The 22,912-nt window shown below is 71.1% G+C and carries 20 protein-coding genes and 1 pseudogene; 16 read left to right on the forward strand and 5 right to left on the reverse strand.

The features are described 5' to 3' along the window. The first annotated feature begins 102 nt into the window (after positions 1–102). Together AC5YDA_RS07345 and AC5YDA_RS07350 are read left to right on the forward strand one after the other, a co-directional pair. Complete coding sequence (locus AC5YDA_RS07345; protein WP_496189685.1) at positions 103–1,470, forward strand: FAD-binding oxidoreductase; 1,368 nt, start codon at positions 103–105, stop codon at positions 1,468–1,470. A 39-nt stretch (positions 1,471–1,509) separates the two neighbouring features. Further along, positions 1,510–3,018: pseudogene (locus AC5YDA_RS07350) on the forward strand (molybdopterin-dependent oxidoreductase). A 35-nt stretch (positions 3,019–3,053) separates the two neighbouring features. Here the strand turns inward: AC5YDA_RS07350 and AC5YDA_RS07355 are convergent. Continuing rightward, positions 3,054–3,761, reverse strand: coding sequence for an anti-sigma factor family protein (locus AC5YDA_RS07355; RefSeq protein ID WP_496189684.1), 708 nt, complete (start codon positions 3,759–3,761; stop codon positions 3,054–3,056). Then, positions 3,758–4,372 (reverse strand): RNA polymerase sigma factor, encoded by a 615-nt coding sequence (locus AC5YDA_RS07360; protein ID WP_496189683.1) that lies wholly within the window; start codon positions 4,370–4,372, stop codon positions 3,758–3,760. The genes AC5YDA_RS07355 and AC5YDA_RS07360 overlap by 4 nt, the downstream gene beginning before the upstream one ends. A 90-nt stretch (positions 4,373–4,462) precedes the next feature. Between AC5YDA_RS07360 and AC5YDA_RS07365 the strand changes: the two genes are divergently transcribed. The 12 genes from AC5YDA_RS07365 to AC5YDA_RS07420 all read left to right on the forward strand — a co-directional run bounded on the left by AC5YDA_RS07365 (position 4,463) and on the right by AC5YDA_RS07420 (position 15,817). Further along, positions 4,463–4,999: a COG4315 family predicted lipoprotein gene (locus AC5YDA_RS07365; protein WP_496189682.1), complete on the forward strand. Its 537-nt coding sequence runs from the start codon at positions 4,463–4,465 to the stop codon at positions 4,997–4,999. 2 nt (positions 5,000–5,001) lie between these two features. Continuing rightward, positions 5,002–5,445 (forward strand): DUF2231 domain-containing protein, encoded by a 444-nt coding sequence (locus AC5YDA_RS07370; RefSeq protein WP_496189681.1) that lies wholly within the window; start codon positions 5,002–5,004, stop codon positions 5,443–5,445. A gap of 358 nt (positions 5,446–5,803) precedes the next feature. Continuing rightward, positions 5,804–7,111, forward strand: coding sequence for an ABC transporter substrate-binding protein (locus AC5YDA_RS07375; RefSeq protein WP_496189745.1), 1,308 nt, complete (start codon positions 5,804–5,806; stop codon positions 7,109–7,111). A 56-nt stretch (positions 7,112–7,167) separates the two neighbouring features. Continuing rightward, positions 7,168–8,142, forward strand: a complete 975-nt coding sequence (locus AC5YDA_RS07380) for a carbohydrate ABC transporter permease (protein WP_496189680.1) — start codon at positions 7,168–7,170, stop codon at positions 8,140–8,142. Next, entirely contained in the window at positions 8,139–9,086 is a 948-nt protein-coding gene (locus AC5YDA_RS07385) for a carbohydrate ABC transporter permease (protein ID WP_496189679.1), read from the forward strand. The genes AC5YDA_RS07380 and AC5YDA_RS07385 overlap by 4 nt, the downstream gene beginning before the upstream one ends. Next, complete coding sequence (locus AC5YDA_RS07390) at positions 9,083–10,507, forward strand: glycoside hydrolase family 1 protein (RefSeq protein WP_496189678.1); 1,425 nt, start codon at positions 9,083–9,085, stop codon at positions 10,505–10,507. The genes AC5YDA_RS07385 and AC5YDA_RS07390 overlap by 4 nt, the downstream gene beginning before the upstream one ends. 9 nt (positions 10,508–10,516) lie before the next feature. Continuing rightward, positions 10,517–11,530, forward strand: coding sequence for a LacI family DNA-binding transcriptional regulator (locus AC5YDA_RS07395; RefSeq protein ID WP_496189677.1), 1,014 nt, complete (start codon positions 10,517–10,519; stop codon positions 11,528–11,530). A 113-nt stretch (positions 11,531–11,643) separates the two neighbouring features. Further along, complete coding sequence (locus tag AC5YDA_RS07400) at positions 11,644–12,210, forward strand: putative ABC transporter permease (RefSeq protein WP_496189676.1); 567 nt, start codon at positions 11,644–11,646, stop codon at positions 12,208–12,210. A 112-nt stretch (positions 12,211–12,322) separates the two neighbouring features. Beyond that, positions 12,323–12,697 carry a VOC family protein gene (locus AC5YDA_RS07405; RefSeq protein WP_496189675.1) on the forward strand — a complete coding sequence of 125 codons (375 nt, stop codon included), beginning with the start codon at positions 12,323–12,325 and terminating at the stop codon, positions 12,695–12,697. A 172-nt stretch (positions 12,698–12,869) separates the two neighbouring features. Continuing rightward, positions 12,870–13,118, forward strand: a complete 249-nt coding sequence (locus tag AC5YDA_RS07410) for an SCO4226 family nickel-binding protein (protein ID WP_496189674.1) — start codon at positions 12,870–12,872, stop codon at positions 13,116–13,118. Between the two features lie 127 nt (positions 13,119–13,245). Further along, positions 13,246–13,626 carry a hypothetical protein gene (locus AC5YDA_RS07415; RefSeq protein WP_496189673.1) on the forward strand — a complete coding sequence of 127 codons (381 nt, stop codon included), beginning with the start codon at positions 13,246–13,248 and terminating at the stop codon, positions 13,624–13,626. A 295-nt stretch (positions 13,627–13,921) separates the two neighbouring features. Further along, the gene (locus tag AC5YDA_RS07420; protein WP_496189672.1) at positions 13,922–15,817 is read left to right on the forward strand and encodes an alpha-glucosidase; all 1,896 of its coding nucleotides are present in this window, start codon (positions 13,922–13,924) and stop codon (positions 15,815–15,817) included. Here the strand turns inward: AC5YDA_RS07420 and AC5YDA_RS07425 are convergent. Beyond that, entirely contained in the window at positions 15,793–16,584 is a 792-nt protein-coding gene (locus tag AC5YDA_RS07425) for a nucleotidyltransferase family protein (RefSeq protein WP_496189671.1), read from the reverse strand. The genes AC5YDA_RS07420 and AC5YDA_RS07425 overlap by 25 nt on opposite strands. Positions 16,585–16,651: 67 nt before the next feature. Between AC5YDA_RS07425 and AC5YDA_RS07430 the strand changes: the two genes are divergently transcribed. Then, the gene (locus tag AC5YDA_RS07430) at positions 16,652–17,935 is read left to right on the forward strand and encodes a guanine deaminase (protein ID WP_496189670.1); all 1,284 of its coding nucleotides are present in this window, start codon (positions 16,652–16,654) and stop codon (positions 17,933–17,935) included. Between the two features lie 323 nt (positions 17,936–18,258). Continuing rightward, positions 18,259–20,592, forward strand: coding sequence for a 3-hydroxyacyl-CoA dehydrogenase/enoyl-CoA hydratase family protein (locus AC5YDA_RS07435; protein WP_496189669.1), 2,334 nt, complete (start codon positions 18,259–18,261; stop codon positions 20,590–20,592). Positions 20,593–20,647: 55 nt separating this feature from the next. On the opposite strand, the gene AC5YDA_RS07440 is transcribed toward AC5YDA_RS07435, so the two are convergent. Both AC5YDA_RS07440 and AC5YDA_RS07445 read right to left on the reverse strand, forming a co-directional pair. After that, positions 20,648–21,997 carry an MFS transporter gene (locus AC5YDA_RS07440; RefSeq protein WP_496189668.1) on the reverse strand — a complete coding sequence of 450 codons (1,350 nt, stop codon included), beginning with the start codon at positions 21,995–21,997 and terminating at the stop codon, positions 20,648–20,650. Positions 21,998–22,139: 142 nt separating this feature from the next. Next, positions 22,140–22,877, reverse strand: coding sequence for a response regulator transcription factor (locus AC5YDA_RS07445; protein WP_496189667.1), 738 nt, complete (start codon positions 22,875–22,877; stop codon positions 22,140–22,142). Positions 22,878–22,912 lie beyond the last annotated feature (35 nt).

Consider the following 22,912-nt stretch of genomic DNA (forward strand, 5'->3'; position numbering starts at 1 on the left):
CACGACTGCGGCATCCGTCCGGTTCCGCGTCCTGCCCCGAGCGCCGCCGTCGGCGAGCCTGCCACCCCTGTCGGAGTCCGCCCGAGCGTGGGACCATGGGACATGAGCGGAGCGAGCCTGCTGCAGCTTGCCGCCACCCTCCGGGGCACCGTGACGGACCCGGACGATGACGCCTACGAGGCTGCGAGACACGTCTGGAACGGCACCATCGACAAGCGACCGGCCGTCATCGTGCACTGCGAGGGCACCGACGACGTGATCGCCGCCCTCGCCCACGCCCGGCAGCACGACCTCGGCGTCTCGGTGCGCAGCGCCGGGCACCACGTGGCCGGTTCCTCGGTGCTCGACGGCGGGATGGTCATCGACGTGTCCCGCATGAACGACGTCCAGGTGGACGCCGACGCCCGCCGCGTCCGGGTGGCCGGCGGGGCCACCCTCGCCGACGTGGACGCCGCGACCCAGGCCCACGAACTCGCCGTGCCGCTGGGCGTGGTCTCGCGGACGGGCGTGGCCGGCCTCACGCTCGGGGGCGGCTACGGCTGGATGCGTCGCAAGCACGGACTGAGCTGCGACAACGTCGTCAGCGCCGACATCGTCCTGGCCGACGGAAACCTGCTGCGTGTGCACGCCGGCGATCACCCCGCCCTCTTCTGGGCGCTCCGCGGCGGCGGGTGGGATCTGGGGGTGGTCACCGCACTGGAGTTCGCCGCCCATCCGGTGGGGCCCGAGGTCCACCTGCCCTTCCTGGCCTTCCCGCTGGAGGAGGGGGTCGACGTCCTGCTCAACCTGCGCGACTTCGCGCGGGGCGCGCCCCACGAGTTCGGCAGCATCGCGACCTGCGGAACGTTCCCGCACTCCGAGCCCTTCGACCAGGACCTGTGGGGTCGGCCCTTCATCGCCATCGCCGGACCCTGGGTCGGCGCCCCGGCCGACGGGGAACGCGCGTGTGCACCGCTGCGCGACCTCGGGACCGTCCTGGTCGACCTGGGCCGGACCGTCCCGTGGGTCGACGCCCAGCGGTTCTTCGACGATGACTACCCCCGCGGACGCCGGTACCACTGGAAGTCCGTCCACCTCACGGACCTCGACGAGGACTCGGCCGCGGTGCTCGTGGACCGGGCCGCCGCCCGCCCGTCGCCGCTGACCTCGCTGGACATCTGGATCAACGGCGGCGCCATCGCGCACATCGCCGAGGACGCCACGCCCATCGCCAACAGGTCGGCCCACTTCATGATCGGCATGGAGTCGAACTGGGACGACCCGGACGCCGACGACGCCAATCGATCCTGGACCCGGGAGACGGCGGACGCCCTCGCCCCGTTCGCGCGGGCGGGGACCTACCTCAACTTCGACGACCTCACGGATCCGCACGCCGTCCGCCACGCCCACGGCGCCAACTTCGAGCGACTCGCCGCGATCAAGCGACGGTACGACCCTGACAACCGCTTCCGCTCGCGGGCGGCCCGGTAGCCCCCGAGGGCAGGCGGACGCATGCGCAGAGCCGGGGTGATGGCCCTCGGGGTGCTCGCGGCGCTCGTCGGAGCGGCCGCGGGGCACGCGGCCGCACGCTGGGTGAACCCGACCTCATCGCCGGTCGTCGCCGTGGGCTCGGTCGCCGTCGACCTGACCCCGACACCCCTCAAGGAGTGGGCGGCCACCACGTTCGGCACGGCCGACAAGGTCGTCCTCATCATCGGGGTGGTCGTGTTCGTCGCCCTGTTCGGGGCGGTTGCCGGGCTGCTGGTCGAACGCCGGCGTCCGGTCGCGCTGGGCCTGGTGGCGGCCCTCGGCGCGGTGTCGGCGGCCGCCGCACTCTCGCGTCCGGACGCCGCCCTCCCCGACGCCCTGCCGGCGGTGGTCGCCGTCCTGGTGGGCGGCTGGGTGCTGACGGCGCTCCCGCGCTGGATCTGGTCGGGCGAACCGAGCGGGCCGGACGCCGCGGACCTGGCCCGTTCGTCCCACCCGCAAGCCCGGCGGCGGCTCCTCCTCGGGAGCGCGGGCCTCCTCGGCGCCGGAGGCGCCCTCGCGCTGCTGGGCGGCCGGGCACTACCGGGTGACTCCCCCGCGCCGACAACACCGACGCTCCCCCCGCCCGAGGTGCCGCTCGATCCGCTCCCCCCGGGCCTGGACGGCCTCTCCCCCGACCTCGCGCCCTTGCGGACGCCCACGCCCAGCTTCTACCGGATCGACATCGCCCTGGCGGTCCCCCGGATCGACCACCGCACCTGGTCGCTCACCATCCAGGGCCTCGTCGACCACCCCTACTCGATCTCCTGGGACGACCTCGTCGCCCTGCCCATGATCGAGCGGGACATCACCCTGACGTGCGTCTCCAACCCCATCGGTGGTGACCTGTGCGGCTCGACGCGCTGGCTGGGCGTCCCCGTCGCCGAACTCCTGCGGCGCGCGGGCCCACAGGCCGGCGCCGACATGGTGCTGAGCTCGGCGCAGGACGGCTTCAGTGCCGGCACCCCGCTCGCCGTGCTCCTCGACTGACGCGACGCCATGATCGCCGTGGCGATGGACGGTGAACCGCTGACCCCCGCCCACGGGGCTCCGGCCCGGCTGCTCACGCCGGGGTTGTACGGGTACGTGGGTGCCACGAAGTGGCTGCGCACGCTCGAGGTGACGACGTTCGCCGCCACCGCCGCCTACTGGACCAAGCGGGGTTGGTCACCCCTCGGGCCGGTGAAGACCGCCTGCCGGATCGACACCCCGCGCGGACCCTCCCGTGCCGGCGACGTCCCGATCGCCGGCGTCGCGTGGGCCACCCACCGCGGGGTGGGCAGGGTCGAGGTGCAGGTCGATGACGGCCCCTGGGTCGAGGCCCGACTGGGCCCCGAGGTCGGCGTCGACTACTGGCGCCAATGGGTGCTCACCTGGCGGGCCACCCCCGGACGACACCGGGTCTCGGCCCGCGCGACGGACGCCACGGGCGTCACCCAGTCAGCCCACGCACGCGACGTGCTGCCCGACGGCGTCGAGGGCTACCACGTGATCGACGTCGAGGTCCTCTAGCTGGGACGACCGGGGACGTGGGGCGTTCCCGGGGCTCAGAACGCGGCGGACGCCCACACGGTGCCGTTGGGAGTGACCAGCTCCACGCGGGTCGGGTCGACGTCCACCGGCACGATCCATGTGGCGGACGCCTCGGTCGTCCCGTGGGAATCGTCCAGCGTCCACGTACCCCCGCTGGTGCGACCGCCCTCCGCGCCGACGAGCTGGCAGTCGTACGTCATGCCCGGCTTTCCCCGCGTCACGGCGATGACGAGCACGCGGCGTCCATCGAGCATGGCCAGCCCGGCACTGCCCACCGTCTCACCCGTGCGTGTCACCAGGCCGGACGCGGCGGGCGCGAGGCGACTCGGGGCGACTGTGGGGCTCGGCGCCGGCGTCGCTGCCGGGAGGCCCAGGATGCCCAGCGTGGCTGCGGATCCGATCCCGGCGCCGACGAGCACGGACGCTGCGGCCGCGAGCCACGGCGTCCGGCGTGGCCGCGGGGCGGCAAGCGTCCGGGTCTCCGGCCGGCCCTGACCGGACGCCAGGCCCATGGCCTCCACCACCCGGCCGGAGAACCCCGCGGGCGGTGCGATGGCGGGGGCAGCGGCGAGCGTGTGGCGCACGGCGTCCTCGACGGCGTGGTACTCCGCGCGGCAGGCGGCGCAGCCGGCGAGGTGCGCGCTCAACTCCTCCCGCTGGGGGGAACCGACCTCCTCCAGGGCGAGGGCGACGAGCAGGTCGTCGGTGAGGTGAGGGCTCATGATTCGACCTCCAGGGCCTGCCGCATGCGGCGCAGGCCGGTTCGGATACGGGTCTTGGCGGTTCCCAACGGGATCCCTTCGTGGTCGGCGACCTCCTGGGCGGTGTTGCCGCCGACCACCGCGAGCACCACGGCACGCGCCTGCTCGGGGGGAAGGTCGCGGAGGTGCTCGGCGGCCCTGGCGGCCTCGAGTTGGTTGTCGACGTCCTCGGCGGGGTCACGCAGCGTCGTGGTCACGAGGTGGTCCAGCACCGCGGCGTCCGTCGGGGTCGAGCGCCTGGCACGCACGGCGTCGATCGCGAGGTTGCGCGTGATCGTCAGCACCCACGTGAGCACCGAACCGCGCCGCACGTCGTAGGTGCCCGCGGCCTTCCAGGCACGCAGGAACGTCTCCTGGCTGACGTCCTCGGCGAGACCACGGTCGCGGGTGACCGACAACGCCAGCCCGAAGACGCGGCGCTCGAACCGGCGCACGAACGCGACGGCGGCCGCCTCGTCCCCGATCGCGAGCCCGGCGACGAGGGCGGCGTCCGGGGCCCGGTCGGCCAGCGAGAACAACGTCACGCCCTTGAATACGGACGCGACACCGTCCGGGATTGCGCCGCGACGCAATCCCTTCCGACTCCCGGGTCGTATCACGGTCGTCCCCGCGTCGGGGACTGACGCCGCAGACCGCGGCACCTGGGACCATCAGGAGGACCCATGCCCATCTCCACAGCTTCTCGCATCACCCTCGCCATCGGAACCCTGCTGACGCTGGGCCTGCTCGCCGGATGTTCCGGGGGCACCGCGCAGTCCCGTTCCTCGCAGGCACCCATGCCCGGCTACGGTCCGGCGTCCGCGTCGGCGCCGGCCACATCGGCTTCCCCCGGCGCCCCGGCCGCGGACGCCGCCACGCTCGCCCTGAAACTGGGTGACTCGTCACTCGGCAGGATCCTCGTGGACGGCAAGGGCATGACGCTGTACATGTTCACCAAGGACAGCCCCAACATGAGCGCCTGCGAGGGGAAGTGCCTCGTGGCCTGGCCGCCGCTGCTGGGCAAGCCGACCCTGGGCAAGGACGTGGACGACTCCAAGCTCGGGTCGTTCCAGCGCACCGACGGCCGGACGCAGGCCACCTACAACGGCTGGCCGCTCTACCACTGGCAGGGCGACAGCAAGCCGGGCGACACCACGGGTCAGAACGTGCAGACCGTCTGGTACGTCCTGGACCGCGACGGCAACCCGATCAAGAGCTGACCATGCCCATCTTCGGCCTCCCCTGGCACCCGCTGATCGTGCACGCCGCGGTGATCTTCGTGCCCTTGGCCGCGCTGGGGGCCCTGCTGGTCGTGTTCCTCCCCCGTCTCCGGACGCACTACGGCAGCCTCGTCGTCATCCTCGGGGTCGTCGCCACCCTGTCGGCCTTCGCGGCCATGCTCACCGGCCCGATCCTCGCCCAGGACCTCGGCATCGCCGGTTCACCGAGGATCGCCCGCCATCAGGCCCTCGGCACCTGGACGCCCTGGCCCGTCCTGGTCATGGCCGTCGCCCTCCCGGGGTTCCTCCGGATCCGGCGATGCTCGACCGAGAGGCTGGGGACGATCGGATGGCTGTCCGGCGCGCTGACGGTCGCCGGGGCGCTGGTGGCGCTGGTCCTGGTCGGCCTCACCGGCCATACCGGGGCCACGGCTGTCTGGGGCTAGAGGTTGCGGGTCGGTCGTCTCCCTCGCTTGGGGCGAGCCGCGCCGGTTCGGAACACCTGCACCGGCAAGGAACACGTGGGCCCCGTCTCGCGCCGGCTGAGGTCACGTGCCGCGGATGCAACCGGCGCAGGTCTGCGCTCCCGGAGGGCGATGGGAGACGCCCGCGTAGGGCCTGCTCCCCGTCGAGACCAACCCCCGTTATGGAACCGTGACACCCACGCCATTGACACAGACACCCGAGAAATATTGGATTGAAGACATCCACTGAGAGCGCTCCCACCACGCCTCCACCCGGCACTGAGAGCGCTCCCAGGGAGCCGGGCGGACCCCGCCCCCTGACAAAGGAGTCTCCGTGCGCATGTCACGCATCTCGGCCATCGCCGCCATCAGTGCGCTGGCCATCACCCTGACCGCCTGCGGCGGCCCCACCGGCACAGGGACCGGCGCCACCGGGACGACCGCGCCCGGGACCGCCGCCCCTCAGGAGAAGATCACGCTCACCGTCGCGACCTTCAACGAGTTCGGCTACGAGGACCTCGTGAAGGAGTACACGAAGCTCAACCCGAACATCACCGTCGAGCACAAGAAGGCCGCCACCGCCGACGAGGCCCGGGACAACCTCAACACCCGTCTGGCCGCCGGTTCCGGCCTGGCCGACATCGAGGCCATCGAGGTCGACTGGGTGCCGGAAATGATGCAGTACGCGGACAAGTTCGTCGACCTGAAGGATCCGAGCGTCGAGGGTCGCTGGCTCGACTGGAAGGTCAAGGCCGCCACCACGCCCGACGGCAAGCTGATGGGCTACGGCACCGACATCGGACCGGAGGGCATCTGCTACCGCTCCGACCTGTTCGCCAAGGCCGGCCTTCCGACCGACCGCACCGAGGTCGCCGCCCTGCTGAAGGGCGACTGGACCAAGTACTTCTCGGTCGGCAAGGACTTCGTCGCCAAGACCGGGACGCCGTGGTTCGACGCCTCCGACGGCGTGTTCCAGGGCATGATCAACCAGATCCAGAACCCCTTCGAGACCTCGGACGGCAAGCCCATCCCGCTGGGCGACAACGCCCAGATCAAGAAGGTCTACGACCAGCTGATGGCCGCAGCCCAGGACGACGACCTCTCGGCCAACCTCTCCCAGTGGAGCCCCGACTGGGTGAACGCCTTCCAGTCCGACGGCTTCGCCACCATGCTGTGCCCGGGCTGGATGCTCGGCGTCATCGAGGGCAACGCCAAGGGCGTCACGGGCTGGGACATCGCCGACGTGTTCCCCGGCGGCGGCGGCAACTGGGGCGGTTCGTACCTGACCGTCCCCACCCAGGGCAAGCACCAAGCCGAGGCGAAGAAGCTCGCCGCGTGGCTGACCGCCCCTGAGCAGCAGCTCAAGGCCTTCGCGGCCAAGGGCACGTTCCCGAGCCAGGTCGAGGCACTCAAGAGCCCCGAGCTGAAGGCGGCGAAGAACGAGTTCTTCAACAACGCCCCCACCGGTGAGATCCTGAGCAGCCGCGCCGCGGCCGTCTCGGTGACCCCGTACAAGGGCCCGAACTACTTCGCCATCCGCGCCCTGACCTCCGACGCGATCAACCGGACCGACGTCGACAAGACCGACGACCGACAGGCCTCGTGGGACAAGGCCGTGGCCGCCTACAAGGACCTCGGCCTGAGCTGAGCCGTTCCCGGTGCCGGCGCCTCCCGTGGCGCCGGCACCCGGCCGAGAGGAGCACCATGGCGTCCACCGCCCCACCCACCGCGCAGCCGAGCCGTCCGGCCCTGCGCCACCGACTGTCCCGCCTGGACGTCCGGCTCTCCCCCTACCTCTACATCAGCCCGTTCTTCATCCTGTTCGCCATCGTGGGGCTCTACCCCCTGCTGTACACGGCCTGGGTCTCGCTGCACCAGTGGCACCTCATCGGCGGCCAGGGCGCGTTCGTCGGCCTCCAGAACTACGTCGACGTGTTGGGCATGGAGCGGTTCTCCCGCGCGCTGGGCAACACCTTCTCGATCTTCCTGCTCTCCTCGGTCCCCCAGGTGCTCGCGGCCATCGCGATCGCGGCGATCCTGGACGCCAACCTGCGGGCGAAGACCTTCTGGCGCATGGGCGTCCTGCTGCCGTACGTCGTGGCGCCCGTCGCGGTGTCGCTCATCTTCTCCAAGCTGTTCGCCGACCAGTCCGGCATGATCAACGCCCTGCTGGGGATGGTCGGGCTGGACCCCATCGGCTTCCACTCCGACCGGTTGTCCTCGCACCTGGCCATCGCCACGATGGTGAACTTCCGCTGGACGGGCTACAACGCCCTGATCTTCCTCGCCGCCATGCAGGCCGTGCCCCGCGACCTCTACGAGGCCGCCATCGTCGACGGCGCCGGCCGTTGGCGCCAGTTCTTCAGCATCACCGTGCCCATGCTGCGCGCGACGATCATCTTCGTCGTCATCACCTCGACCATCGGCGGCCTGCAGATCTTCGACGAGCCCCGCATGTATGACACCCTCGGCCTCGGCGGGGCCGACCGGCAGTGGATGACCATGACGATGTTCCTCTACGAGCTGGGCTGGGGCGCCCAGAAGAGCTTCGGGCGCGCGGCCGCCGTGGCCTGGATCCTGTTCGGCATCATCATCGTGATCGGCATGATCAACTTCGCCCTGACCAGGCGCATCGCCTCGGGTGAAGCGCCGCGACGCCGGAAGGTGGCCCGCCGATGAACTCGATCGCAGCGATCGAACAGACCGCCGGGAAGGGCGCCGCCCGGGCCGCCCGTCGCCGTCTCGAGCGACGCGACCCCGGCGCTCGCCGCAACGGCCGCGGCAGCCGTGGCCACGGTGCCGAACGGCGTCCGCACTGGATCTCCTACCTGCTGCTCACCGCCGTCCTGCTCATCTCGGCCTACCCGCTCTACTTCGCCTTCCTGCTGGCCAGCTCGGACGCCGCGACCATCGCGCGCAACCCGATCCCGTCGCTGATCCCGGAACCGAACCTGCTGCTCAACCTCAGCCGGGTGGTCAACTCCGACATCAACTTCTGGCCCGCCGTGCTCAACTCGACGATCGTCGCGGTCATCACGGCCCTGTCGGTGGTGGTGTTCTCGACGCTGGCGGGCTACTCCTTCTCGAAGCTCAACTTCCGCGGACGCGGCCCCCTGCTGGTGTTCGTGATCGCCACCATGGCCGTGCCGACCCAGTTGGGCATCGTGCCGCTGTTCATCGTGATGTCGCGCCTGGGCTGGATCGGCCAACTCCAGGCCGTCATCGTGCCGGGCATGGTCACCGCCTTCGGCGTGTTCTGGATGACGCAGTACCTGCAGGACGCCCTGCCCTATGAGCTCATCGAGGCCGCCCGCGTGGACGGCTGCTCGATGATCCGGACGTTCTGGCACGTCGCGATGCCCGCAGCCCGCCCCGCCGCGGCGATGCTGGCGCTCTTCACGTTCGTCGGCTCGTGGACGAACTTCTTCTGGCCGTTCATCGTGCTGGGCCCGTCCAACCCGACCCTGCCCGTGGCGCTGCAACTGCTGCAGGCGTCCTACTTCAAGGACTACTCGCTGATCATGGCGGGCGTGGTCATCGCGACCGTCCCGCTGCTGCTGGTCTTCATCGTCGCCGGACGGCACCTCGTCTCCGGCATCATGCAAGGAGCTGTGAAGGGATGACCCAACTCACCTTCCCCGCCGGGTTCTCGTGGGGCACGGCCACGGCCGCCTACCAGATCGAAGGGGCCGTCCACGAGGACGGACGCCGCGACTCGATCTGGGACGCGTTCTGCCGCGTCCCGGGTGCCATCGCGAACGGCGACTCCGGCGACGTGGTGTGCGACCACTACCACCGGATGCCCGAGGACGTCGCCCTCATCGAGAGCCTGGGGCTGGACACGTACCGGTTCTCGGTGTCGTGGGCCCGCGCGTGCCCCGATGGCGGGCCCGCCAATCCCGAGGGCCTCGACTTCTACTCGCGGCTCGTCGACGAACTGCTGGCACACGGCGTCCGGCCCTGGCTGACGCTCTACCACTGGGACCTCCCGCAGGCGCTCCAGGACAAGGGAGGCTGGACCAACCGCGACACGGCCCACCGGTTCGCCGACTACACGGACGCCGTGCTGGGCCGGTTGGGTGACCGCGTCCCCGTCTGGACGACCCTCAACGAGCCGTGGTGCTCGTCGTTCCTGTCGTACGCCGCGGGCGAGCACGCACCCGGACACACCTCTCCCACCGAGGCAGTGGACGCCGTGCACCACCTGCTTCTCGGGCACGGCCTCGCCGTGGAGCGCCTGCGGGCGTCCGGGCGCGACCTCCAGGTGGGCATCACCACGAACCACACCGTCGCCGACCCGGCCGATCCTGCGAACCCGGGGGATGTGGATGCCGCCCGCCGCATCGACGGCGCGTTCAACCGCGTGTTCCTCGACCCGATCTTCAAGGGCCGTTACCCCGAAGACGTGCTCGAGGACATGGCGGAGGCCGGTCTGGGACGGGTGGCCCGCGACGGCGACCTGGAGCTCATCTCCGCTCCCCTCGACGTGCTCGGCGTGAACTACTACAACGGCGGCGCGTTCGCCGCGCCGGATCCGGCCGACGATGCACCGCTGGAGTTCCGCGGCCCCGGCGGCCTCCCGCGCCGCAGCCCGTACGTCGGTTCGGAGCGGGTCCGGGGCGTCCCCCGCGACCTGCCGCGGACGGACATGGGCTGGGAGATCCAGCCAGACGGCCTCCGCCGGCTGCTCCTGCGGCTCCACGAGGACTACACCGGCCCTGCCGGCATCCCGCTGTACGTCACGGAGAACGGCGCCGCCTTCGCCGAGCATCCGGACGCCGTGGGATTCGTCGACGACACCGCGGACCGGGTCGCCTACATCCGCGACCACCTCGCCGCTGTGCACGCCGCGGTCGAGCAGGGCGCGGACGTCCGTGGCTACATGGTGTGGTCGCTGCTGGACAACTTCGAGTGGGCATGGGGGCTCGGCAAGCGGTTCGGCATCGTCCGGGTGGAGCCCGACACCTTGACCCGGACGCCCAAGGCGTCCGCCCAGTGGTACGCGGAGGTGGCCCGGACGGGACGTGTCACCCTCCTCGACTAGGAGGAACCGGTGAACGAGGCACGGCCGAGGGCCACCCTGGAGGACGTCGCGCGCGTGGCGGGGGTGTCGCGCGCAACGGCGTCCCGCGCCATCCGAGGTGGTGAGCTCGTCAGCAGCGCGAACCTCGAGGCGGTGCGCAGCGCGGTCGAACAGCTGGGCTACGTACCCAACCCGGCCGCGCGCAGCCTGGTCACCCGTCAGACGGACACCATCGCGGTGGTGGTCCCGGAGACCGACTCGCGCGTGTTCTCCGACCCGTTCATCGCCCTGTCCATCGCGGGCGTCGCCGAGGCGCTCGCGGAGACACCCAAGCAGCTGGTGCTGCTCATGCGGTCGCGAACGGGAACCAGTGACCGGCTGCTGCGCTACCTGCGTGGCGGACACGTGGACGGCGTGGTCGTCCTCTCGCACCACCGAGACGACCACCTCGCCCACGAGATCGCCCGGATCGGCCTGCCCGCCGCCTTCATCGGACGTCCACTGGAATCGGACGCCGACCTGCCCTACGCCGACGTCGACAACGTGGCCGGGGGTCGCCTCGCGGCGGAGCGGCTGGTCGCAGCCGGATCGCGCCGGGTCGCGGTCGTCACGGGTCCGCTGGACATGGTGGCGGCGGTGGACCGCCTCGCAGGCTGGGCGGACGCGCTGGGGACGGCCGGCCTGGATTCGTCGATCCGCTACGAAGGGGACTTCACGCTCGCCACCGGACAGGCGATCGGCGAGCGACTGTTCGCCGAACATCCCGACGTCGACGGCGTGTTCGCGGCGAACGACCTCACCGCGGCGGGGGTCATCCACGCCGCGCGAGCAGCGGGGCGCCGCGTCCCCGAGGACGTCCGTGTCGTGGGTTACGACGCCACCGAGCTCAGCCGGTCGACGCATCCGCAGCTGACAACCGTGACCAACCCGGCCGGCGACCTGGCCCGTCTCGCCACCGGCATGGTGCTCGACCAGTTGGCCGGCCGCCCCGTCACCACGCCCGCCCTCATTGCGCCAGAACTGGTGGTCCGCGAGTCGGCCTGACCGCCGAGGCGTCCGGATGGCACGCTGGGGGCGTCACCGGACCTCGTCGCCGGTGGGCAGGAGACGGATCCATGCGCGGCGCGCGGAATCGTGGGGCGGCCCCGCCGGGGCCCGTGCACAAGTTTCGGAGCCTGCGCTTCTGGGAAGAGCTGTGGGTCTACATGTGGACGGCGGCGCTCGTCGGCACGTGGTGGGAGCTGGTCCTGAGCATCGTGATGGTCCAGTTGACGAGCGACCCCGAGTGGTGGCGGCCCGTCGGTCCGGGCGCGATCCTGCACTTCGCCGAGCCCTACGGCCTCGGGGCAGCCGTCATGATCCTCGTGGTGATCCCGCTGCAGCGCCGCTACCACCTCACCCCGCTCGTGGTCTTCCTGATCGCGGCGGCCCTGTCAGGCGCCGTCGAGGCCCTCAGCGGCCTGGCGCTCATCGCCGTCCTCGGCAGCAACCCGTTCTGGGACTTCTCCCGTTACCCCTTGGACCTGCACGGCTTGACGTCGCTGGCCTCCGTGGTCGTCTTCGGGCTCTTCGCCACGCCGTTCGTGTTCTCGATCCACCCCGCGACCCATCCCCTGCTGCACCGGATGCCCCAGCGACACATGACGTGGCTGTGCATCATGATGCTGGCGTTCTACCTGGTCGCGCTGCTCGTCAAGCTCCGTTCCCTCGGCGTCGGCACCTGAGCGGGCTCCGGGGCGCGCACCCCGTCAACGACGCGCCGCCCTCGCCCTGCGTGCCCCCGCGTCCGACCATGAAGCCCTTGTAACCGGCGGTGCCGGACGCCACGATCGACGCATGCAGATCAACCATCAGGTCGTGGTGTTCGACGCCGCCGACATCGCCACGGAGAGCACGTTCTGGGCGGGGGTGCTCGGCGGCACCGTCCGCACCGACGACGACTGGCACATGGTGTACGTGGACGGGAAGCCACGCGCGGCCGTCCAGTTGGCGCCCGACCACGTGCCGCCGGACTGGCCCGACGGGACGCCGGGGCAGCAGGTCCACCTCGACCTCTGGGTGGACGACTTCGGAACCGCCCACGACGAGGTGATGAGCCTGGGTGCGCGCGTGCTCAAGCCGGCGTCCGACCCAGCGGGAGAGCCCGACAACTACCAGGTGTACGCCAGCCCCGCCGGGCACCCGTTCTGCCTGTGCTGGATGGTGACGTAGGGCGGTGACGCAGCCGACCGTCGCCGTGCGCGCGCTGGGGCCATGGCGTCGCTGAACGCCGGTCACGCCAAGTTAGGATTGCCTTACCTTACCCCTTGTCGACCGGTGCCGGCGGTCGTAGCGTTGCGGCATGCCCGGGCCTTCCGGGCACCAGCAAGGAGGGTGACGGATCATGGCGAAGTTCATGGACGTCCACGACGGATTCGTGGGGGTCACCGCTGAGCAGTTCCTCGAGGCACACAACGCCGACCTCGCGATCGAGAACGACGAGGGGGTGCACTTCGAACAGGCGTGGCTGGATCCCAGCAGCGGCAAGGCGTTCTGCCTGAGCACCGGCCCCGACAAGGAGGCCATCCTGCGCGTCCATGAGCGTGCGGGCCACCCCACCGCGGAGATCTACGAGATCGCCCACATCGTCTGACGCAGCGGCGGGACCCGATTGTCTCGACAAACACCGGATGCATCCGGTGTTTGTGGGGGCAGCCGGAGTTCGGCACCTGAGCAGCGTCCCCCTGTTGGATCCGGCGCCGGCCACGTACTGTCTCAGGATGAGTGCCACCAACCATGAGATTCGTGAGCGGACCGCGCGTAAGGCCTTCGACGCACTGGGCCCGAGTCCCAGCGACAAGGCGAAGGTGAACGTGCACTGCAGCAAGGGCCACCACCTGGGCTCGGTGTACGACACCGACGCCGGCCGGGTCTTCCACTCCGTCCTGAACTCCAGGAGCCATGGGCACAAGGACCTCCCCGACGCTCGGCACACGGGCTCCGAGGAGGGCCGGGACTGGTTCGACCTGCTGGACACCAGCGACGACCCGCTGGTTTCGGACGAGTTGCAGTCCGGGTGTGCCTGCGGGCGTTACCAGATCTCGCGCGCGCTCCTCACCAACCAGATCAAGCTCGGTGAGAAGCGCGTCATCGTCGAGTAGGAGTTGACCGCGGGTCTGCCGGTGGCCGTGCGGGCGCTTGCCGAACCTCGATTCGTCCGGTATCACGGGTGCATGGGGAGTCGGATCGGGCCGCTGTCGGCACGCGTGGCGGTCATCACGGGGGCCACGCGGATCCCGCTCGACCGCACCGTCCTCGAACCGGAGCTCTGAGATGCGGCCCGATGTGCGCGCCAGGGCCTCCCGAGCGGGGGCGGCCCTCAGCAGGTCCGCGTCGGCGATCCGGAGGATGCGGCGTCCCCGGCCGGTGAACCCGCCGCTGGACGAGAACGCTCGCATGCGTGACTTCTACGCCCACCCCGTCGGTCGGGACGTGATCGACAAGTTCTTCCACCTCCAGGGACGGTCCAACCGGTGGATCGACAACCCGGTCATCGGTCGGCTCAGGTTGAAGAGCGTGGACGCCGTGTTGCGCCTGCTCACCGGGCACGCCTTGATCCCCCTGCTCATCAACCTGGCGAACGCCGAGCCCCATGCCCCCGATCCGGGGGAGGGCGAGCCGGAGCCGACCTGGTGGAAGGAGGCCGTCTTCTACCAGGTGTATCCGCGCAGCTTCGCCGACTCCGACGGCGACGGGATCGGCGACCTGGGCGGCATCCTGCAACACCTCGACCACGTGGCCGACCTCGGGGTGGACTGCCTGTGGTTGAGCCCGATCTTCGACTCCCCCAACGAGGACGGCGGGTACGACGTCCGGGACTACCGGGCCGTCATGGAGGAGATGGGCACGCTCGACCAGGTGGACGCCCTGATCGCCGCGTGCCACGCGCGCGGCATGCGGATCATCCTCGACCTGGTCGTGAACCACACGTCCGACCAGCACGAGTGGTTCCAGAAGGCGCTGGCCGACCCCGACGGCCCGTACGGCGCCTACTACTTCCTGCTGCCGCCCGATCCGCAGGATCCGGGGCGTCCGCCGAACAACTGGCAGTCGACGTTCACCGGCCCGGCGTGGCGATGGCTGCCGGAGATCCAACGGTGGGTGCTCCACGTGTTCGCGCCGGGGCAGCCCGACCTCAACTGGGAGAACCCGGCGGTCCGGGACGAGGTCGTCGACATCTGCCGGTGGTGGTTCGACCGCGGGATCGACGGCTTCCGCATGGACGTCATCAACTTCATCTCCAAGGCCCCGGACCTGCCCGATGGCCACGAGTTGATCGGTGACCTGCTCCAGGTGGCCGGCGTCGAGCACTACTTCTACGGGCCGCGGCTGCACGAGCACCTGCGCGAACTGCGGTCACGGGCGTTCGAGGTCCCGGGCGAGGTGCCCCGGGTGATGGTCGGGGAGACGCCCGGCATCGGGGTCGAGACCGGACGCCTCCTCACCGGCGCGGACCGCGGCGAACTGGACCTGGTCTTCAGCTTCGACCACTTGGAGTCGGGCGGCCATTCCCGGTTCGACGACTACCGCTACGACCTCGAGTGGTACAAGCGCTACCTCATCGACTACCAGGCGCGGATCGGCAGCAACGACTGGTTGACCCTCTTCTACGAGAACCACGACAACCCGCGGATGATCAGCAAGGTCAACCCCGATCCCGAGCACCGGGTCGCCCTCGGCAAGCTGCTGGGGACGCTCCAGCTGACCATGCGGGGCACGCCCTTCCTGTTCCAGGGCCAGGAGTTGGCGGCGGTGAACCAGCCGTTCACGAGCATCGACGACCTGCGGGATGTCGAGGCGCTGCGCCGGTTCCGCACGCTGGTCGACGACGGCGCCACCGAGGACGAGGCCTGGGCCAAGGTCCTCACCAGCACGCGCGACCACGGACGCGTCCCCCTGCGCTGGGACGCCACCCCCAGCGCAGGGTTCACGACGGGGACGCCGTGGCTGGGAGGTCGTCCCGATCCCGGCTTCAGCGTGGCCGAGCAGGCGGGGGACCCCGATTCGGTGCTCAACCACTACCGGAGGCTGACGACGCTGCGGCGCCGGCACCGGGCCCTGCGCCTGGGTACGGTCGACTTCAGTGAGCCAGAACGCGCGGGGTACTTCGCCTGGTTCCGGGCGGACGAGGCCAAGCGGTTCCTGGTCCAGCTCAACCTCACCGAACGTCGGCTCCCCATCCCCGATCCCGTCCCGGGAGCGGTGCTGCTTCTGGGCAGCCACGGCACCGACGGGGCAGGGACCCTCGAACCGTACGAGTCCCGCGTCTACCGCTGCTTGCCGTCCGCCTGAGTCGCGGAGCTGCAGTCGACGGTGAGGCCGCCGTCCGCGCGGACCGATTCGCGCACCACCTCGCCGGCTGCGACGGTGCAGCCGGGCCAGACGACGCTGTCGATCAGTTCACCCTCCACGACGGCGCCCTCCCCCACGACACTCCGCCCACCGTTGGCCAGCAGGTTCGCCCGCAGGTAGTCCGCCGGGGTCCCGCAGTCGACCACGTCGCCCCGCACCGGCACGAACTCGAGTTCGCCCCGCTCGAACGCGGGCTTCCAGACCAGCGGGTACAGGCCGGCGAAGTGGTTCGGCAGGCGGGTCACGTGGTGGTGCGGCAGCAGGCTGACGCCGACGAACCGCCACGGACCGAAGTCCGCCGGGCCGTCGCCCGCCTCGGTGACCAACAGGCGCGGGAACTCGCCCGTCCACCCGTCGACGAGGTCGGTGAGGTCGTCCGTCAGCCAGGCATCGGAGTTGTGCAGCAGGACGTCCGCGTCGCCGATCCAGGGTGCGAGGCGACCGAGCGCGCCGGCGCTGCCGAGCAACTGCTCCTCGTGCGACACGTGGATCCCGGTGCCGGCGACGTGGGCGTCCAGCTGGCCGGCAAGGTGGAACGCGTTGATGGCCGTGCGGGAGACGTGGGGACGGAGCCGGTCGAGAGCCCAATCCAGCAGCGGACGGTTCGCCACGGGGCACAGGGGCTTGGGTCGCAGGTCGGTGAGGGGCCGCAGTCGCCGTCCCTCGCCCGCGGCCAGCACGACGCCCACCCGTTCCGTGTTCCCCACGGGGACATCCTGCCCGACCGGCGCCCAGGTGCGCCCAATCGTGCAACGCTGGTGGAGGGGTGCCGCCATGACCATCTATCGCGCGACGGTCCTGGACACCCCGGATGATCCGTTCCGGGGCGGACGCCTTCGTGCGACCTCGGACGCCGGGTTGCTCGTCCTGGACGGCGTGATCGTCGAACGGGGCGACTTCGCGGAGGTTCGCGCCCGTCACCCGGGCGACGCGGTCGTCCACCTCGCCGACGGCTTGCTGCTGCCGGGGTTCGTCGACACGCACGTCCACTTCCCGCAGGTCCTCGTGATCGGCGAACTCGGACTCCCGCTGCTGGACTGGCTCGACCAGTGCGCGCTCCCCGAGGAGCAACGGCTCGCCGAGGTCGCGTATGCGTCCGGGGTCGCCGCGGACTTCGTGGCCGGACTCGCCAGTGCGGGCACGACGACCGCGCTGGTGTTCGGTTCCCACTTCGCCCCGGCGGTCGGGAGCCTGCTCGCGGAGGCCGCCCGGGTCGGCCTCCGGGTCACCGCCGGTCTCGTGGTCGGTGACCGTCGGCTCCCGGAGTCCCTGCTGACCACGCCCGGGCGTGCTCTGGCAGAAGGACGGGCCCTCGCCGAGGCCTGGCACGGGGTCGGCCGTTTGCGCTACGCGGTCACCCCCCGCTTCACCCTCTCGTGCGGGCCGGCGCTGCTGGATTCGTGCGCCGCGCTGCTGGACGAGGTGCCCGGCGCCCTGTTCACCTCACACCTCAACGAGAACCGGACGGAGATCGCCGCGGTCATGTCACTCGCCGGGGCCCCCGACTACCTCACGACCTACGAACGGCACCGCCTCGTGGGGGCCCGCTCGGTCCTGGCGCACAACGTGCACCCCACGGCGTCCGAAGTGGAACGCCTGGCCGCGCACGGGGCGTCCGTCGCCCACTGCCCGGCCAGCAACCTCGCGCTCGGCAGCGGGCTGTTCCCCTTCGCGCGGCACCTGGCCCACGGCGTCCGGGTCGCGCTCGGCACGGACGTCGGCGCCGGCATCGGGTTCTCGCTGTTCAAGGAGGGATTGCTGGCCAGCCTCGTCCAGCAGGTGCTGGGATCGCACGGCGTCCGCCTCGGACCGACGCGCCTGCTGTGGCTGGCCACCCGGGCGGGAGCGGACGCGCTGGGCCTCGGCCATCTCATCGGCGACCTGGGGATCGGACGCCGATTCGATGCCCAGTGGGTGCGCCCGGATCCCGGCTCGACGCTGGCGACGACCCTGCGCCATGCGGCGTCCGCGGAGGACGCGCTGGCCAAGCTGTTCGCCCAGGCCGGTCCGGCCGACGTCCGGCGGGTGTGGGTCGACGGCAATGAGATCGCGCGTTGAGGTGCCGAGGCTGGGCTGGGGGCTGGGGCTGGGCTGGGGCTGGGGCTGGGCATGCGCTGGGGGCGCCGACACTCAGGTTTGTCACATCCGGGGCGGGTTCGCCACGCACTCAGGAGTGACAAACCTGAGTGTCGGCGTTACCCACCGGCCCAGGAGTGGCAAGCCTGAGTGTCACCAAGCCCCCCGCGCCCGACGAGCCGCAACAGGCGCACGCAGAAGATGCGCAGCACCCACCTGAGGTGCCGAAGTGGCACCGCGGGGGGTTGACCCGGGTGTCACGATGGTGAGAGCAGCTCAGCGACGAGCCGACCCGGGAGGACGCCATGACCATCGCCGACCGCCGACCCCGCATCCCGATGATCGACGGGTTCGAACCCGTCCGTCGCGCCGTGGTCATCGGCGCCGGAACCATGGGCGCCGGCATCGCCGCCCACCTGGCCAACTGCGGCATCGAGGTGACGCTGCTCGACCGGGTCGCCGAGGGCTCCAACGCCCACGCAGAGGACAGGTCCGCCCTCGCCCGAGCCGGCATCGCGCGCCAGCTGCAGGTCGGCGGCTTCATGGTCCCGGAGTTCGCCGACCGTGTGACCCCCGGCAACATCGAGGACGACCTCGCCGCGGTCTCCGACGCCGATTGGGTGATCGAGGCGGTCTTCGAGGATCCCGCCGTGAAACACGAGCTGTACGCCCGCCTCGAACCGCTGCGCCGCCCGGGCTCGATGGTCTCGTCGAACACGTCCGGCATCCCGGCGTCCGAATTGGTGCGTGGCCAGTCCGAGGCGTTCGCCCGGGACTTCACCATCACCCACTTCTTCAACCCGCCCCGCACGATGGAACTGCTCGAGATCGTGGCCGGTACGGCCACCGCGCCGGAGATCACGGCGCGCGTGGGGCACGTCGCCGACCGCCAGCTCGGCAAGTCCGTGCTCGAGTGCCGCGACACCCCGGGCTTCATCGCGAACCGCCTCGGCAGCCACTGGATGGCCGTCGCCGCGCTCGAGGCCTTCCGCACCGGGCTCGACGTCGAGACGACGGACGCGATCATGTCCAAGCCGTTCGGCATCCCCCGCACGGGCGTGTTCGGGTTGTTCGACCTCGTGGGCGTCAACCTGGTCCCGTTGCTGTGGCCCGTCCTGATGAACGCGCTGCCCGACACCGATGCCGCGCAGCGCTACAGCCTCATGGACGACCGCGTCTTCCGCCACCTGCTGGACAACGGCCTGATCGGACGGCGTGGGCCCGGCGGCTTCACCCGCCGCAGGAACGAGGCCGGCGAGAAGGTCGACGAGGTGCTCGACTTCGAGACGCTCCAGTACCGGGCCCGCCGCGAACCCACGGACCCCGCGGCGTCCGCCCCCGACCTCCCCACGCTGCTGGCCGGCGACTCCCCCGGTGCGCGCTTCGCGTGGACCGTCTTCGCCCAGGTCCTCGACTACGCCTGCCACATCGCGCCCGAGGTCGCCGACGACGTGGACGCCGTCGACGAGGGCATGCGCCTGGGCTTCGCCTGGGGCCGGGGCCCGTTCGAACTGGCGGACGCCGTGGGTACTCCTGCGATCGTGGCCCGCTACGAGGCCGAAGGCCGGCCCGTGCCCGCCCTGCTGCGCGCCGCAGCGGACGCCGGCGGCTTCCACCCCGACCACGCCACCGTGCTGGGCTCGGACGGCACCGTCCGCGAACGGCAGCGCGTCGAGGGCGTCCTCACGGTGGCGGACGCGGTGCGCACCGGCGGCGTCCTGGCCGAGAACGAGTCGGCGCGGGTCGTCGACCTGGGCGACGGTGTCGCCTGCCTGGCACTGCGGACCAAGATGAACACGTGCGACTCCGGCGTGATCGAGATGGTCGAACGGGCACGGGCGTTGGGCGAGGACGGAGCGTTGCGTGCGCTGGTCATCGGATCCGACCACCCGCGAGCGTTCTCCGCCGGGGCGAACCTGGCGACGTTCACCCACTTCATCGACGAGTCCGATCCGGAGGGGCTGCGTGCTCTGGTGCGCCGGGGGCAGGTGGCGTTCCACGACCTGCGCAACGCGTCATTCCCGGTGGTGGCGGCGGCGAAGGGCTTCGCCCTGGGCGGCGGGTGCGAGCTGATGTTGGCGGCCAACCGGGTCGTCGCCCACGCGGAGTTGTACGCCGGCTTCCCCGAGCGGACCGTCGGGCTGCTCCCCGCCTGGGGCGGGGTCGTCCAGAGCCTGGTCCGGGCGGTGGAGGCCGGTGAGGCCGACCCCGCGGCGTCCGCGTTCGCGGTGACGGCGGGCAGCGAGGTCAGCACGTCGGCGTGGCAGGCCGCGTCGTGGCACCTGCTGCGCGGGTCCGACGAGGTGGTCGCCTCGGCACGCCGGGTGCTCGCGGAGGCCAAGGCGGTCGCGCTCGACCTGCTCGAGGCGGGGTGGACGCCGTCGCCCGCGGTGACGCTGCCGCTCCACGACCCCACGGCCGAGCCACTGGACAAGGGCTGGGCCGAGGCGTCCGAGACCGATCGGGTGATCGTCGCCCACATCGCGGGGGTCCTGACCGGTGACCACGCCGGCGCCACGGCCACCGAGGACGACCTGCTCCCCCGTGAGGTGGATGCCGCGGTCGACTTGCTGGGGATGCCGAACAACCAGGCGCGCGTGCGTCATCTCCTGGCGACCAACAAGCCCTTGCGCAACTGAATTTGAATCCTTCACGCCCCCGGCGCCGGGGGCGTCCCTGGCGATCCCGGGCGCCTCAGACCCGGCCGAGCTCCCTGATGATCTCGGCGTGGCGCGCGTCGTCGAGCCGGTAGAAGAGGAAGATCACGGCGCCCGCCACGGCCAGCACCGCGGGGACCAGGCCCACCATCGCGCGGATCGCGGTGAGCGCGGACTCGGGCTGGGTTGCCCCTCCGACGGCGAAGTTGCCGAGGGCCAGCCCCCACCCGGCCAGGCCGCCGGCCATGGCCTGCGCCACACGCCGGAAGAAGAAGAACACCGACATCGTCCCACCGTCGTTGCGGTGGCCGGACCGCCATTCGCCGTAGTCCGCGACGTCTGCGACGAAGGGCCACATCAACGCGTTGATCACGTTCTGGGCGAGCCCCAGGACGAAGAAGCTCACCGTGACCACCGGGAGAACCGAGGGCATGCAGCTCAACCAGACCGCGACGCCGGCAACGGCGAAGGTGCTCGCGAGAAACGTCCGCTTCTTGCCCAGCCTGGCCGTCAACCGCGGCAGGAACGGCATGGCGGCCAGGTTGGACACCGAGATCGCGCCGATGATCCACACCAGGCTGGCCGAGTCGTCCAGGACGTAGGTCGCGTAGTGGGCCTGGACGGCGCTCAGGGTGAACAGGCCGGTCTGAAGGCACAGCTGCGAGACGCACAGCACCGCCAGTTCGCGGTTGACGGCGAGCGCCCGGAACGACTCCCGGAGCGTCGGCGGCCGGGTCTCCTGGCGGTAGCGCTCGGGGGAGGTGCGTACGCACACGACGTACAGGCCGTAGGCGATGACCGCCCCGATGACCGCGACGGCGAGGATGAAGCGGACGATCTCGCCGGGGCGTCCGGCCAACGAGGAGAACAGCGGCGCGACCAGCGCGGTGACGACCATCATCACGACGACCGGAGCGATGTTGCGCCACACGCCAAGGGTGGCCCGCTCGCGCGGGTCCACGGTCATCGCGTTGGCCAGCGAGCTGTACGGGATCACCACCAGCGAGAAGAACGTGCCGTGCAGTGCGTAGACCACCGTGACGTAGAGGTACTGCAGCGCGGGCTCCACGTCGGGGACCGCGAACAGGGCCACCCCTGACGCGAGCATGGGGATCGATGCCACCACCAACCATGGGTGGAACCGGCCCCAGCGCGTCCGGGTCAGGTCGACGAGGCGTCCGGCCACCAGGTCGGTCACCGCCGTCCACAACCGGACGCCGAACAACACCGCCGCCACCGGGGCCGGGTCAAGGCCGATCACGTCGGTGTAGAAGATCAGCAGGAACATGGCCTGGAGCATGAACATGAACGAGCCCGCCGCGTCCCCGCTGGCGTAGCCGATGTAGTTGCGCAGTGTGAGTGGCGCCAGGCGCCCGTCCCGATCCATGTCATGGGTACGGTAACCCACCCCGGCTGCGCCCCGGCCCCGGCCACCTGACCGGCGTGGCGCCAGACGAGTCCCCGACCCGGCATGGCTGACGACTGGGCCTACCGTTGAGGTCCGCACCGCCCCGGGCGGGACCACTCGCTCAGTAGCGGAACCCGACGCCCCGAACCACCCGGGCGATGCGGGGCCCCCCGGAGGCCGTGATCCGGCTGCGCAACCGTGACAGGTGGACGTCCAGGCGGTGCTCGGCGTCCTCGTCGTCCCCCCAGACGCGTTGGATGAGCTCCTCGCGGGTGATGACCCTGTCCGGCTGCTCGGCCAGCGCGGCCAGCAGGTCGAACTGGATGCGGGTGAGGTCCACGGGAGCGCCGTGGACGTGGACCGTGCGCGCAACCCGGTCGAGCCGCACCCCGTCCTCGCTAACCTCCCCGGTCGGGGACCCCGGCCTGCTGGTCCGTCGCAGCACCGCCTCGACCCGTGCGATCAGCAACCGTGGCGAGATGGGCTTCACGAGGTAGTCGTCCGCGCCCAAGTGGAGGCCCAGCAACTGGTCGGCCTCGTCCGCGCGTCCGGTCAGCATGATGACGGGCGTCCCCCCCGCCGTCCGGACGCGGCGGCAGACCTCCATCCCGTCGATGCTGTCGGGGCCCAACCCGAGGTCGAGCAGGATCAGCGAGGGCGCGTGGGTCTCGAACGATTCCAGACCTCTCTGGCCGTCCGGGGCGGTGAACACCCGGAAGCCGGCCTGCGACAGGGTGAGGTCGTACAGCTCGCGCAGTTCGGGGTCGTCCTCGACGACGAGCACGGTCTCGCGGTCGGCGTTCGCGAGCGGCGCGCGGCCGGACGCGGCGGGTGCATCCTGGCCGGGCGTCATCTGCATGGAACCGTCCCCTTCGAACGACGCGATCCTAGCGG

The organism is Propioniciclava sp. LT294, assembly GCF_059516005.1.

Coding starts and splice junctions, on each gene's coding strand:
- AC5YDA_RS07345 (WP_496189685.1), top strand. CDS start 103: ATGAGCGGAGCGAGCCTGCTGCAGCTTGCCGCCACCCTCCGGGGCACC.
- AC5YDA_RS07355 (WP_496189684.1), bottom strand. CDS start 3,761: ATGAGCCCTCACCTCACCGACGACCTGCTCGTCGCCCTCGCCCTGGAG.
- AC5YDA_RS07365 (WP_496189682.1), top strand. CDS start 4,463: ATGCCCATCTCCACAGCTTCTCGCATCACCCTCGCCATCGGAACCCTG.
- AC5YDA_RS07370 (WP_496189681.1), top strand. CDS start 5,002: ATGCCCATCTTCGGCCTCCCCTGGCACCCGCTGATCGTGCACGCCGCG.
- AC5YDA_RS07375 (WP_496189745.1), top strand. CDS start 5,804: ATGTCACGCATCTCGGCCATCGCCGCCATCAGTGCGCTGGCCATCACC.
- AC5YDA_RS07380 (WP_496189680.1), top strand. CDS start 7,168: ATGGCGTCCACCGCCCCACCCACCGCGCAGCCGAGCCGTCCGGCCCTG.
- AC5YDA_RS07385 (WP_496189679.1), top strand. CDS start 8,139: ATGAACTCGATCGCAGCGATCGAACAGACCGCCGGGAAGGGCGCCGCC.
- AC5YDA_RS07390 (WP_496189678.1), top strand. CDS start 9,083: ATGACCCAACTCACCTTCCCCGCCGGGTTCTCGTGGGGCACGGCCACG.
- AC5YDA_RS07405 (WP_496189675.1), top strand. CDS start 12,323: ATGCAGATCAACCATCAGGTCGTGGTGTTCGACGCCGCCGACATCGCC.
- AC5YDA_RS07410 (WP_496189674.1), top strand. CDS start 12,870: ATGGCGAAGTTCATGGACGTCCACGACGGATTCGTGGGGGTCACCGCT.
- AC5YDA_RS07415 (WP_496189673.1), top strand. CDS start 13,246: ATGAGTGCCACCAACCATGAGATTCGTGAGCGGACCGCGCGTAAGGCC.
- AC5YDA_RS07420 (WP_496189672.1), top strand. CDS start 13,922: ATGCGTGACTTCTACGCCCACCCCGTCGGTCGGGACGTGATCGACAAG.
- AC5YDA_RS07430 (WP_496189670.1), top strand. CDS start 16,652: ATGACCATCTATCGCGCGACGGTCCTGGACACCCCGGATGATCCGTTC.
- AC5YDA_RS07435 (WP_496189669.1), top strand. CDS start 18,259: ATGACCATCGCCGACCGCCGACCCCGCATCCCGATGATCGACGGGTTC.
- AC5YDA_RS07440 (WP_496189668.1), bottom strand. CDS start 21,997: ATGGATCGGGACGGGCGCCTGGCGCCACTCACACTGCGCAACTACATC.
- AC5YDA_RS07445 (WP_496189667.1), bottom strand. CDS start 22,877: ATGCAGATGACGCCCGGCCAGGATGCACCCGCCGCGTCCGGCCGCGCG.